The 13,749-nt window shown below is 32.2% G+C and carries 12 protein-coding genes; all 12 read left to right on the top strand.

The features are described 5' to 3' along the window. The first annotated feature begins 294 nt into the window (after positions 1 to 294). The 12 genes from QO182_RS01600 (at position 295) to QO182_RS01545 (ending at position 13,746) form a co-directional block, all read left to right on the top strand. Positions 295 to 1,272 carry an exostosin family protein gene (locus tag QO182_RS01600; RefSeq protein ID WP_371559613.1) on the top strand — a complete coding sequence of 326 codons (978 nt, stop codon included), beginning with the start codon at positions 295 to 297 and terminating at the stop codon, positions 1,270 to 1,272. 85 nt (positions 1,273 to 1,357) lie between these two features. After that, positions 1,358 to 2,350 (top strand): glycosyltransferase family 2 protein, encoded by a 993-nt coding sequence (locus QO182_RS01595; RefSeq protein WP_371538551.1) that lies wholly within the window; start codon positions 1,358 to 1,360, stop codon positions 2,348 to 2,350. Positions 2,351 to 2,539: 189 nt separating this feature from the next. Next, positions 2,540 to 3,430 (top strand): hypothetical protein, encoded by an 891-nt coding sequence (locus tag QO182_RS01590; protein ID WP_371559610.1) that lies wholly within the window; start codon positions 2,540 to 2,542, stop codon positions 3,428 to 3,430. Between the two features lie 4 nt (positions 3,431 to 3,434). Then, positions 3,435 to 4,583: a hypothetical protein gene (locus QO182_RS01585; protein WP_371538548.1), complete on the top strand. Its 1,149-nt coding sequence runs from the start codon at positions 3,435 to 3,437 to the stop codon at positions 4,581 to 4,583. Between the two features lie 455 nt (positions 4,584 to 5,038). Then, entirely contained in the window at positions 5,039 to 6,058 is a 1,020-nt protein-coding gene (locus QO182_RS01580) for a glycosyltransferase family 4 protein (RefSeq protein WP_371559608.1), read from the top strand. 214 nt (positions 6,059 to 6,272) lie between these two features. Further along, positions 6,273 to 7,358, top strand: coding sequence for a glycosyltransferase (locus QO182_RS01575; protein ID WP_371538545.1), 1,086 nt, complete (start codon positions 6,273 to 6,275; stop codon positions 7,356 to 7,358). Beyond that, positions 7,355 to 8,611: a glycosyltransferase family 4 protein gene (locus QO182_RS01570; protein ID WP_371538544.1), complete on the top strand. Its 1,257-nt coding sequence runs from the start codon at positions 7,355 to 7,357 to the stop codon at positions 8,609 to 8,611. Before QO182_RS01575 ends, QO182_RS01570 begins: the two co-directional genes overlap by 4 nt. Beyond that, the gene (locus QO182_RS01565; protein WP_371559606.1) at positions 8,612 to 9,904 is read left to right on the top strand and encodes a hypothetical protein; all 1,293 of its coding nucleotides are present in this window, start codon (positions 8,612 to 8,614) and stop codon (positions 9,902 to 9,904) included. It begins immediately after the preceding gene. Next, entirely contained in the window at positions 9,905 to 11,071 is a 1,167-nt protein-coding gene (locus QO182_RS01560) for a glycosyltransferase (RefSeq protein ID WP_371538540.1), read from the top strand. Further along, on the top strand, positions 11,068 to 12,156 hold the full coding sequence (locus QO182_RS01555) for a glycosyltransferase (RefSeq protein WP_371538538.1): 1,089 nt from the start codon (positions 11,068 to 11,070) through the stop codon (positions 12,154 to 12,156). The genes QO182_RS01560 and QO182_RS01555 overlap by 4 nt, the downstream gene beginning before the upstream one ends. A 71-nt stretch (positions 12,157 to 12,227) precedes the next feature. Next, a complete protein-coding gene (locus tag QO182_RS01550; RefSeq protein ID WP_371559604.1) occupies positions 12,228 to 13,232 on the top strand; it encodes a glycosyltransferase in 1,005 nt (334 codons plus the stop codon). Further along, on the top strand, positions 13,213 to 13,746 hold the full coding sequence (locus tag QO182_RS01545; protein ID WP_371538534.1) for a putative colanic acid biosynthesis acetyltransferase: 534 nt from the start codon (positions 13,213 to 13,215) through the stop codon (positions 13,744 to 13,746). The genes QO182_RS01550 and QO182_RS01545 overlap by 20 nt, the downstream gene beginning before the upstream one ends. Positions 13,747 to 13,749 lie beyond the last annotated feature (3 nt).

The following is a 13,749-nucleotide window of genomic DNA, read 5'->3' as shown; positions in this document are numbered from 1 at the left end:
AATATTTATATTATCAGAATTTAAGAAAAACTTCATTCAAATGATTTATACCTGAAAACATAACTATCATAAATAAATTTAATGATTGTTGATTCTTAAAAAGTTTTAGCCTAAAAATCATAAATTTCTTGAGTAATTTAAAATTTTGCAAATCAATGAAATTTTGTGTTTATGAAATGAATTGAATTGAATGAGTCAATTTTTAATTTAAACTTGTATTCTTGCTAAAATTATCTACGCGGTACAACTGAATTTTTTTAGAGTTTCTTTTAATATAGCAGAATTGTTTTTAGTATGAAAATATTTATTTTATCCGCTTATCCTGAGCACAAACATAATTTTGCGTACAAAAATATAAAGAAATCAAGTTTATTTGATTCTTTTGAAAAACACAAATTAGAAGTTAATCCTGAAGTTGCAGATTTAATTATTTTTGTTGAACATCATCCATGGTCTGATCCATATTTTTTTCAAGTATTACAACATTCTTTGTATAAAAAATATAAAAAAAAATGTTATTTGTACCATGATAGCGATATTAATCTAACTTTTATTCCAACAATTTCACCTTCGATATGCGTTAGTCATTTCAATAAAAAACTGCATTTTTCCTATCATTACCTTGAACAAATTTCATTAAACCCTTACGTTGAATTTATTCCTAATAAAATTATTGAAAAAAAATATTTGTTTTCTTTTATGGGTGCAAGTCGGACTTATCCTAAAGTAAGGGAGAATATTATAAAAATATTTCAAGGTGATGAAAATGTGCTAGACACAAATAATTCTAATTCTTGGGAATTAGATGAAAAGGAGCGTGATTTATATTTTCAAAATTATGCGAAAATTTTATTTCAGAGTAAATTTATCTTATGTCCTAGGGGTATTGGTCCAAGTTCATATAGACAATATGAAAGTATGAAAATGGGAATTGCTCCTGTTATTATTTCTAACGAATGGATTGAAAACAAGGCTATTGATTGGAAAAGTTGTTCGATTCGAATAAAAGAAAAAGATGTTAGTGAAATACACAATATACTTAAAAATAGAGAAAAAGATTTTTTGGAATTAGGTATTAATGCAAGAAAAAATTATGAACAATTCCTTTCGTTTGAAAATCAGTTCCATTATCTTTCTGAAGCGGCAGCTGAATTACATACTTTTAGAAAACAAGTAACTGCATTTGATTATTTAAAAGAATATTTGAGATTTTTAGAACCTTTTCATTTTCGAAATTTATTAAGATATTATAAAAACAAAATTACACATTAAATATTCTGTAAGTATTTAATTAAATATCGTTTTATGAACACATTTTTATTGATTAAAGATTAGTCAGTTAGGTAAAATAAAATTTATGAAAATAGTCGTTTTAACTCCAATAAAAAATGAAGAGTGGATTTTGGATAAATTTCTTAAGACTTGCTCACTTTTTGCTGATCATATTATTATTGCTGATCAAAATTCAAGTGATAAGTCGGTTGAAATAGCCTTAAATTATGATAAAGTTACTTTAATTAAAAATGAAAATACTGATTTTAATGAAGGAGATAGACAAAAGCTATTAATTAACACAGCTAGAGAGTTATTTGGATTGGGGAACTTTTTATTGGCATTAGATGCGGACGAATTAATAACAGCGAATAGCTTATATTCTAAAGATTGGGAAAAAATAAAACAGGCTGCACTTGGTACAGTTTTTTTGTTTGACAAGCCAACCCCGCTGTTCAACTTGAATTTGGCCTTGATTTATCGTGAGGGTTTTCCATTAGGATTTGTTGATGATGGTTCAGAACATTTTCCTTCTGAAATACATAGTGTAAGAATACCAACACCTATACATGCAACTTATATACTAATTGAAAATATTTCATTTTTGCATTTATGTTTTGTAAGGGAAAATATTCAATTTTCAAAAAACAGATATTATTGTTCTTTAGAAAAAATACAAAAGAAACAAAAAGTTAGAATTCGTAGATTAATGTATAGTTTCTTTAAACCTGACGATTATGTCAAGTTAGGCAACACAGAAAAAATTGATACTAATTGGTATAAGTTATATGATGAAATGGGGCTTAATTTGAAGGATTTTAAAAATGATACCTACTATTATATGGATTTTGAAGTTTTAAAATTATTCAGTAAATATGGGGAAAGATTATTTTATAATGAGCCTATATGGTATTTTGATTGGGAATCTTGCCGATTAGAAGGATTAAATAGAGGCATTGAAGGAATACCTGGAAAACCTATAAATAAACCTAATAAATTTTATGTAAAATCTATAGACTTATATTTTAGTTTACTGAATTTTATAACATTAAAATGGAGAAATATTAGAAAAAGATAATTTTTCTAAACACTAAGGAGATGGGTAGACAAAGTGTTATTTCTATTAATTTCATGATAGATAGGGTGTAAAGTATATTTTTTATGATATGAGGATGTAGACACAAATTTAAGCTGTAATTTCTAGCTTCTAAAAAAGAAATTGAGATAGTTGTAACTAAAGTAAATATTAATTTTTATAGCATAATCAATGATTGGTACATACAAACGTATACTAAATTCTATTGGTCTATTTTTTACTAAATCAGCTCCTGCTTCAGGTGGTGGACTTGGTATTGTACTGTTTAGTAAGGATAGGCCGATGCAGCTAGAGGCTTTGCTTGAATCTATAAAGCAATGCATATCAGGCGACTATCAGATTGTTATTCAATGGCAAACCTCTTCTGCTGATTTTGAAAAGGCCTATGGGCAAGTTTTAAAAAAATACTCGGATATCATTTTCGAACATGTAAAAGAAACAAACTTCAAATCGGATTTAATAAATGTAGTCAAAAACATCAAATTTTCGCGCTTGATGTTTTTAGTTGATGATATTTTATTTGTGAATCCTTTTTCTATTGAATGGTTAAACGATATCGATTTAAGAAAAAATGTGCCAAGCATTCGATTGTGGTCAGGGATCAATTATACGCAACCTAGTGATTCGATTAGTCCAGCTCCTTATCTTAGTCCGTTCGCAATGGAGCCTTGGTCTAGTTTTTCTTGGATGGAATCATCCGGTTATTGGGCTATGCCATTAGCTGTAGATGGAAATGTATTTGACACCAAAGAAATTCTATTTCTTTTGGAACGAACCCAATTTAAAGCACCAAACACTTTAGAAAAAGCATTTGGCCCCTATCGATTTAAATTTAAATACAGAAAAGGGCTTTGTTTACAACACCCTATCATCTTAAATTTTGCACTCAATCGAGTAAATATTGAAAATAATGATTTTGCTTGTGGTGATGAGTATACTTCTGAAAAATTATTAGATTTATGGCATTTAGGGTATCGCATTGATATAAAAGAGATGCAAAAAATAAAAGCAAACAGTTGTCATATTATTTGTGAGCCCTTATTTAAAGAATTAAACTGCTAGGTCAATGAAAATTTTATTTTTATGTAGTTCTGTTGAAGCAGGAAAAGATGGTGTTGGAGACTATACCAAACTTTTGGGAAGTGTTTTAGTTCTAAAAGGTTACCAAGTACATATTCTTGCTTTGTGTGATAGCCATGTCGAAGGTATTGTTAAAGAAACAAAAAATGTTGAAAACTCATCTTGTACAATAACGCGAATTTCAGGGAAAACCTCACAAAACGAACGATTTCTGAGGGTTCAAGAAGTTGTCAATGAATTTGGTCCAGATTGGGTAAGTTTGCAGTTTGTACCCTATGGCTATAATGCTAAGGGTTTGCCCTTTTGGTTGCCTGGTTTTTTAGATCAGCTGAAGGGAGTGCAGCAATGGCACATTATGTTTCATGAGTTATGGATGGGGACGGCAAAAAAGGGTGCGTTTAAAAATAAAGTAGTATCTTATTTTCAAAAACACATCATCAAGCAATTGTTGAAGAAAATTAATCCAAAATTGATTCATACGCATTTGCCAGCCTATCGATCGAATATTGAAAAATTGGGGTATAGGGTAAAAGCATTGCCGCTGTTCTCGAATATTAGTCCAATATCAGCAGGCGTTTTGGAAAATAAACCACTTAGTACCTTTAGATGGGCCTTTTTTAGTCAGGTAGAAATAGAAATTTCCATCATCGATTTTATAAACAGCTTTAATATTGCGCTAAAAGAAAAAGGAATTGTTACTGAGTTGATTTTCATTGGAGGGAATAAAAGTAGAATGTTACCCTATGTGGAGTACTTTAAAAATCACTGTCCTTTGCTAATCACTGTTTCGTGCACTGGGTTTTTGAACGAGACGGAAATCTCAGACCTAGTAACATCTTGTGATATGGGGATTACACCAGTACCTCAACACGCCCTTGGAAAGAGTGGGAGCGCAGCTACTTTTTTAGCCCATGGGATTCCTGTGGCTGCACCCATAGTAAATCAAGAATATACGGATAGTGGTATTGGTTTTTTTGATGATAATTGGAGCAAAGCCATTTTGACAAATCCAAGTCTAAATGCGCTGCATGCCGCTCAAAAAGCCGCTTTCCAGCATAAGCAACTGTTTACCGTTGAATACACAAGCATTAGTTTTATGAATGATTTAGTTGAAATTACCAAAACATCAACTTAAGGGTTAATGAGGACTTAATAATGTAAATTTGTTATTTATTTAAGCTTTTAAACGAATTTACTCTTTCAAGTGCTACAAAAAAAAGCAGTAAAGAATCCATTTTATTAGCTCTTTTCGTGTATGGAGGACTTATAATTGTTTTTTATACCAGGAAAACTAACATACCTACCTTACTTTTGTAAAAAAAATGAGTGCTTTAGTTGATTGTTAATTCTGTGTTTAACGTAAATGTATTCTATTTCGTTTTTTTCTTAAACGCAATATTAGTCGTGTCATCTTAGCTAAGAAAATACGTTAGCTGTTTGATATAAAAAGTAATTTATTGATTATTTTACTAAGAGTTTATATTTCTAAATTCGCTTTAGGGTAGTTATTTTAATTTCAGATAAAAAAAAAAGAAAATGGATTAGATTAAATTATCTTTTTTATTCAAAAAAATAGAACCCTAATTTATTATGAAAATACTCTTATTCAGTCATTCCTTTTATCCTCGCATTGGTGGTATTGAAACAGTTTCATTAATGTTGGCTAAAAATTTTCAAAATAAAAGAGAGGTCTCTGTAATTGTAGTAACTCATACAAAAGAGGATGGTACTGAAAAATTACCGTTTAAAGTAGTTAGAGATCCTTCCATTAAAGTGATTTATAATTTATTGAAATGGTGTGATGTTGTTTTTGAAAATAATCCCTGTTTTAGAATGAGTTGGTTAAACTTTATAGTGAGGAAACCCAAGATAGTGGCATTGCACACTTGGATCGGATTACCAAAAGAAAAGAAATTAATCCATCAAAAAGCCAAAACATTTTTTCTAAACGACTATGATGCTGTAATTGCTTGTAGTAAAAAAATAAAGGAACATACTTTTAAGAAAGCCACTGTTATTGAAAATTCATATGAAGCAGCTGTTTTTAAAGCAACTACTATTAAGAAAACAAAAGATTTTGCCTTTGTTGGGCGTTTGGTTTCAGACAAAGGTGCTGATATGTGTATTGAGTTATTGCATGAATTGAATACAATTCAAGATGAAAAATATTCCTTAGCAATTATTGGTGATGGTCCAGAAATGGTAAAATTAATGGAATTGACTTCCCGTTACAAACTGACAAGTCAAATTCGTTTTTTGGGTTTTTTATCTGCTGAAGCGATAGCATATGAATTACATGAAAATCGTTTTTTATTGGTGCCTTCTCGTTGGGAAGAGCCTTTTGGTATTGTCGTACTAGAAGGGATGGCTTGTGGTTGTATCCCGATTGTTTCGGATGGTGGTGGTTTGCCTGATGCGGTAGGAAATGCAGGAGTGGTTTTTGAGCGTAATTCGCACGAATCTTTCGTTCAAAAAACGGTCCAACTTTTAGAGAATACCAAGTTACAGCAAAGCCTCTTGCGAAATGCCAAAGCTCATCTCGGGGAACATACAGAAGAAGAGGTGTGTCAGCAATATTTTAATTTAATATTAAAAGCTTCAAAGACATGAGGTTTCAAATGTAGAATCTTGGTATATAAAAAAAATAAGCTGTTTTAGAATAAGTCTCGAGATTTTAGATTTAATAAGCAGATTTCTATTTGTACATTTTTTGTATTTGGTATTATTTCAAAATATAAAATTTGACAAACAAGCAATGATTTTAGAATTAGAAATAATAACTTTATTGCAGATTGTCAGTAAAATTAAAAAAAGGTTTAAATAAATGAGAATACTATTCTTTTGTGGTTCAGTAGAATACGGTAATGATGGGGTGGGTGATTATACCCGTCTTTTATGTGGTGAACTAATTAGACTAGGGCATGAGGCACAGATTTTGTCTTTGTGTGATCCTTATGTTTCTGAGTATCTAAATGAAATACAAGAGGTAGGTGGGAATAAAGTGGTCGTAAATAGGCTTCCTTTATGCTATTCTCATAGCAAACGGTATACCATTGCGCAGGATATTGTAGCGAAATATCAGCCCGATTGGATTTCTTTGCAATTTGTACCGTATAGTTTTAATCCCAAGGGGTTGCCCTTTTGGTTGCCCTCATTTTTGAATAAACTAAAGGGAAAGTACCATTGGCATGTTATGTTTCATGAATTGTGGTTGGGAATCGATCGGGAGGCTTCTTTTAAACACAAATGCATTGGTGTACTACAAAAAAATATAATCAAAAGAGTCCTAGGGAATATTTCCCCAAAACGGATTAACACCCAAAATGAATTGTATCTTTTTAGCCTTAAAAAGTGCAATATTAATGCAAGTGTTTTGCCTATTTGTAGCAATATTCCTTTGACTGGGATTAAAAGAGGTAAGAAGGAAATTACCCAATTTGTTTTGTTTGGAACTATTCATCCTGGAGCTCCTTTTAAAGATTTTATCGAAGATTTAGTTATCAATAAAGACTCGCTTTCCAGGCCCATAAAATTTTTTTTTATTGGTAAAAGTGGTTCGGAACTTTCTAGTTATAAAGCTGTTTTACATCTTTTTAAGATAGACTACGAAGTTTTGGGCATACAAGCTGAAAGTGTAATTTCGCAAATATTGATCGATAGCAATTACGGCATATCGACCACGCCTTATTTTCAAACCGAAAAAAGCGGCATTTATGCGGCCTACAAAGAGCATCAATTGAATTCTATTTGCGTATCTCGAAAATGGACACCGATAAATGGATTCCATTCCACACCACAGATTATTAAGTACGAAAAAAATAATTTAGATTTAATATCAAAGGGGGACATGGAGGTATTTGATTTAAGTAGTATTGCAAATCAATTTATTAATTCAATTACGATCAAATGAAGATAGTTGTTTCTCATCCCACTTTAAATGCAAATTCTAAAAATCTCGTAAATGGATTATTGAAAAATAAAATTTTATATCGATTGTTTACTTGTGTTGCTATTTTTCCGGGGCAATTGGCCTATAAGTTAAGAGACTATCCCAAATTAAAAGATTTAAAAAGAAGAAGACTAGATCCATCCTGGCAAGCTTATACTAGATCTAATTCTTTTTTTGAATTTGGTCGTTTATTGGCATCCAAATTGAAATTGGATTTTTTAATACGGCATGAAAAAGGTTTTTTTTGTATTGATCGGGTATATCAAATGCACGATGAATGGGTCGCTCATTCTTTAGCAAAAGCAAAAAAAGAAGGATTATCAGGAGTGTATGCCTATGAGGATGGCGCATTAGCTACTTTTACCAAAGCAAAATCATTGGGTATCACATGTATTTATGATTTACCGATAGGGTATTGGAAAAGTGCGCGTTTGTTAATGCAAAAGGAATTTGATCTTAACCCTGAATGGTCCAGCACACTCACTGGTTTTAGTGACTCTCCAGCCAAGTTGGCTAAAAAAGACCAAGAATTGGCTTTGGCCGATGTTATTTTTGTAGCCAGTAGTTTTACCAAAAAAACATTAGAAGCCTATCCGGGAATTTTAGCTCAAATAAAAGTAATTCCCTATGGTTTTCCAAAGGTTCAACATCAAAAAGAATACCGACCTCTTGCTAATCGAAAACTTAAGATTTTATTTATCGGTGGCCTATCGCAACGAAAAGGCTTGTCTTATTTGTTTGAAGCGGTTGAAGGAATGGAAAGTACGGTAGAGTTGACCATTGTTGGTCATAAAGCCGTTTCCAATTGCAATGCATTGAATTGGGCTTTAGAGCAACACCATTGGATTCCCTCGTTGTCTCATGAACAAGTTTTAGGCTGTATGCGAGAGCATGATGTATTTGTATTTCCTTCCTTATTTGAAGGTTTTGGCTTGGTTATTACGGAGGCCATGTCTCAAGGGGTTCCTGTTATCACAACCGATCGAACTGCTGGACCTGATTTGATTGAAGATGGAGTGGACGGCTGGATTGTGCCAGCAGGCTCATCCAATGCCATACAAGAAGTTTTGCAAAAGATACTTGAAAAACCAGAATTATTGGAACAATTAGGATTAGCTGCTCAAACTAAGGCTCAAACCCGACCATGGTCGGTTTATGGCCAAGAAATGGCTGCTGCCCTTTCTTCGTTAGCAATTGACAAAAAAAAGTTATAAATGAATACAATTACAGTACCAGCAGCAGAACCCAATTACAGTTCATTAAAAATGGCTATTTGGTTGTATTTTTTGCTATGGATTTTTGAAGGGGCTTTGCGTAAATGGATTTTACCCAGTTTGGCGACCCCCTTATTGGTAGTACGTGACCCTATTGCAATATATATCGTTGTAAGAGCACTCTATTTGAATGTTAAATTTATGAATCCTTATGTAGTTCTAGGGTTGCTATTTACCCTTTTAGGTTTGGCCATAACCCTCACTTTTGGACATGAAAATCTATTTGTTGGGCTTTATGGGGCACGAATTATGTTGTTTCATTTTCCAATTATTTTTATCATCGGAACCGTTTTTACCAAAGTGGATGTGCTTAAAATGGGACGTCTGATGCTCTGGATCAATATCTTGATGACGTTATTGATTTATTTTCAATTTACCAGTCCACAATCTGCTTATATCAACATTGGGATCGGAGGGGAAGGGAGTGCTGGTTTTGATGGGGCCATGGGCTATTTTCGGCCATCAGGAACTTTCTCTTTTATATCGGGTTTGTCTTCTTTCTATATTTTGTCTTCAGTATTTGTATTTTATTTTTGGTTGTCTAAAGAGTCTTGTTCCCACTTATTGCTTTTGGCTAGTACGATTGCTCTAGTGATTGGATTGCCTCTAACTATAAGTCGTGGAGCGGTTGTTGGGGTTTTATTAGTAGGCGTTTTCGCTTTTATTGGTTCTTCTACCAGTATTAAATCTATTATGAAAACGGTGTTTACTGTCGTTATACTTTTTGGTTTATTTACTATTTTGCAAAAAACAACTACGATTTTTAATTTAGGGACTGAGGTTTTTATGGATCGCGTTGACACGGCTAGCAGTCAGAAAGGAGGGTCTATTATTTTAAGATCGGTGGAAGGATTTACGGATCCAATTGCTGATTTATTGAATCAACCTTTATTTGCTGGTAATTTAGGAATGGGGACTAATGCGGGAGCGAAGATGCTCACAGGAAAAACTAAATATTTAATTTCAGAAGGGGAATTAGGGCGATTAGGAGGCGAGCAAGGTCTTGTTTTTGGAGGTGGGCTAATTGCCTTACGATTATTTTTAGCTCTTGCCTTATTTTTTAAATCAATCCGTTTGCCTAATGCCTCCAAATTATTGCCTTTAACTTTGTGCGGTACTGCTTTATTTTTGATTACTCAAGGACAATGGGCACAACCCAGTATCCTAGGCTGTGCTGTGATTGCAGCAGGTTTGTTAGAGGCAAGTATTAATAATAATTTAAAAACGGAATAGATGAAAATTGTCCTTTTTACTCATCCTTCTTTTTTAGCTCATCAAAGCATGCCTCGTTACGCAAACATGTTGCTCGAGGGCATGCAAGAAAGAGGGCATGAAGTGGAAGTTTGGAGTCCCAAAGCACGTTTTTATAAACTGCCAGTTATGCAGTCATTAAAAAAATGGCTTAGCTATATTGATCAGTATGTTCTGTTTCCAATTGAAGTAAAATTAAAACTACGTAATTGTGCAAATGATGCTCTTTTTGTATTTGCTGATCAAGCTTTAGGGCCATGGGTACCCTTAGTGAAAAATAGGAATCATGTAGTGCATTGTCATGATTTTTTAGCATTGAAATCCGCCCTAGGCACTATTCCAGAAAACCCAACGTCATACACGGGTAAGCTATATCAAAATTATATTAGGAAAGGGTTTTCAAAAGGGAAGCATTTCATTTCTATTTCTAAAAAAACTCAACACGATTTGCATGAATTACATCAAGGTGAAATTGTAAGTTCGGTAGTATGTTACAACGGTTTAAATCGTCCTTTCTATGAATTGTCTCCAATTGACTCGCGTAATTTATTAGAAACAAAATTAAACATTACATTATCAAAAGGGTATCTTATGCATATTGGTGGAAATCAATATTATAAAAACCGAAAAGGTGTAATAGAAATATACGATACTTGGCGTACGATATATAATAAAAAAATGTCATTGATTTTGATTGGTTCAGAGCCATCAGGTGAATTGTCTTATCTGAGACAGAAATCAATTTTTAAAGAGGATATTCATTTTCTTACTGATTTATCGGATGAATATATTAATAATGCTTACTCTGGAGCGTTTTGTTTGTTGTTTCCTTCATTAGATGAAGGGTTTGGTTGGCCTATTGTAGAAGCTATGGCTTCAGGTTGTCCCGTAATTACTACCAATAAAGACCCTATGAACGAAGTTGGAGGTACGGCAGCTTTTTATATTGATAAAAAACCCAATGATGAAATACTTTGGGGTAAATGGAAAGAGGAATCCGCCGGCATATTAGAAAAGCTTGTATCACTAGATATGGTCCAACGAAAAGAAACTATTGAAAGTTCATTAAATCAATCTCAAAAATTTACTACTGAAAATTCCTTAAATGCTATTGAGGTTATTTATAAACAAATAAGTCAAATTAAATGAAAGTAATCCATTTTATTGCCGGAATTAATAAGAATGAAGGAGGAACAGCCGAATATATGCGATTATTGGGTACAGAGTTAAAAAATCATACGGAGCTAATTGTTGCAACAGGAATATCTGAAAGTCCGATTAAAATTAAAGGTGTTAAAATACAATTTTTTAACACCAATGTTGTAAGATGGTTTTCTATGTTAAAAGAGTTTCATACATTTTTAGTAGCTGAAAAACCAGATCTAGTTCATGTTAATGGTATTTGGAGTCCTCAAAACTGGGGTTTCCAAAAAGTAGCTCAAGAATTAGGGATTAAAGTAATCCTATCTCCTCACGGCATGTTGGAACCTTGGATATTGGCTCAAAATCCTTGGAAGAAAAAATTAGGTTTATTTTTGTATCAAAAAAAAGCAATAGAAAGAGCTGATTGTTTGCATGCAACGGCTCTAATGGAAGCTGAGAATATTCAGGCTTTAGGTTTTAAAAATCCTATTTTTATTATTCCAAATGGAATTGATTTGAGGGATGTTAAAGAAATTAAAGACTATTACGGTAGCCAAAAAGTGGTGTTCTTGTCTCGCATTCATCCTAAAAAAGGTATTGAATTGCTACTAGAGGCGTGGCGAAATAGTAATACTGATGGATGGACTTTAGAAATTGCTGGTAATGGGGATGAAAATTATATAGAAAACTTAACTCAGAGTGCTCAAGATTTAAAAAACGTTAGTTTTGTAGGAGCAAAATTTGGTGAAGCCAAATGGGACTTTTTACGATCTGCGGATGTTATGCTTCTTCCCACGTATAGTGAGAATTTTGGGATAGTAGTTGCGGAGGCTTTGGCAGTTGGTGTTCCAGTGATAACAACCCAAGGAACTCCTTGGGAAGATCTAGAAGTACACCATTGCGGTTGGTGGATCCATTTATCTGTTTTTAATATTAAACTTACTCTTGAAGAAATTATGCGTATGTCTGCATCTCAAATTAAAAATATGGGTGATAATGGACAACACTTAGTGAGGGATAAATATGAAATAAAAGCAATAGCTATAAAAATGAATGAATTGTATCAACACTTACTAAATAATGGAATTTAAATAAATTTATCAAATTTGAAGATTGCCAAAAAACAATGATTTTCATTATCGTTTTTATAACATTAATTATTATGCTAGCATTAATTTTAACAAGTATAAGCTCAGAACAATCAGGTGGAATACTAACACAACAAAATATTTTAATTGAAATTTTAAAAAACAATGGGTTTAAAGTTGAAATATATGTGTTAAATGATGGGAAGAACTCGTTTATAGATTTCTATCTTCCTACAAAGCCAAAAGGATTGAATTTTGCTAAAGATTATGACATTGTTATTCTGAATGACCCTCATATTGGAAGGCTAACTTGGTATACCATTTTAAATAAAAAATTTAAAATAATTCTTTTTTCTCATGGATGGATTTTTCATGATTCAAGAAGTTTTTCAAGGAAATTAATTTTTAGAATACTTTCTAAAGTATCTTTGTCAAGTATAGACAGAATCTTTTGTGTAAGTCCCCAAGATTTGATAGCAATTGATGGTAATGATATGCCCAATGCATCTTTGTTATGGAATCCAGTCAAAAGGATTTACGACGGCCCACTAGAAAGTCTAACTTTTAATGGTGAATTTGTATACATTGGCCCTAATAATAAAAACAAGAATTTAAAAAAACTTATCTTACTATTCAATCAAGATACTATGCAAACTTTTAGGTTAAATATAATCGGTAGAGGTACGAAGGAGTTAAATCCAATCACAAAAAACATAAGAATTTTTGGAGAAATAAGTGACTTAGAAATTGATGAAATTTTAAAAAAATCAAGTTATTATATTTCATTAAGTAAATATGAAGGATTTGGAATTAGTATTGTAGAAGCGATGTCATATGGGTTAACTCCAATATTATCGGATAATATTGCACATAAATATCATATTACTACATCTAAATGTGGTCTCCTTTTAAGTAATGATATAAAAGAAGCTAATTCTCAAATTATTGATTTTTGTAGCATAGAGAAAACAAAACTGAATAAATCGTTAATGGACTATTCTAAATGCTTTACGACTGATGTTTTTACGAAAAAACTTAAATCTGAATTAAATAATAGAAATGGATCTAGAGAAATATAGTCATAGTTTTGGTTTTAAAAATAAAGCCTATAGATTATTGTGGAATATTGTTTATCTTTTATTATTCCGTCCTTTAGCATCTCGGCTTTTTAAAAGATGGCATGTTTTGGTCTTAAAATGTTTTGGAGCAAAAATTAAATGGTCATGCGAAGTAAATGCTTCGGCAAAAATTTGGGCACCATGGAATTTAGAACTTGGTAATAATTGCTGTGTTGGCCCCGATGTTGATATTTATAATCAAGGAAAAATTAGAATTGGAGACAATACCATTATTTCCCAAAAAACTTATCTCTGTGCTTCATCTCATGATTATACAAAAGAAGATTTTCCTTTGATTTTAAAAAATATTACTATCGGTAATGGTGTATGGGTTGCTGCGGATGCTTTTATAGGTCCGGGAGTATCAATAGGTAGCAATGCTGTTGTGGCGGCTAGAGCTGTAGTAGTGAAAAATGTAGACGGAAATACGGTGGTTGGTGGAAATCCTGCTATTAAAATTAAAAATAGAATTTAAATT

This window comes from Flavobacterium sp. Arc2, assembly GCF_041431385.1.
In the GTDB taxonomy this organism is placed as follows: domain Bacteria; phylum Bacteroidota; class Bacteroidia; order Flavobacteriales; family Flavobacteriaceae; genus Flavobacterium.
This window is presented reverse-complemented; position numbering and strand designations above follow the sequence as displayed.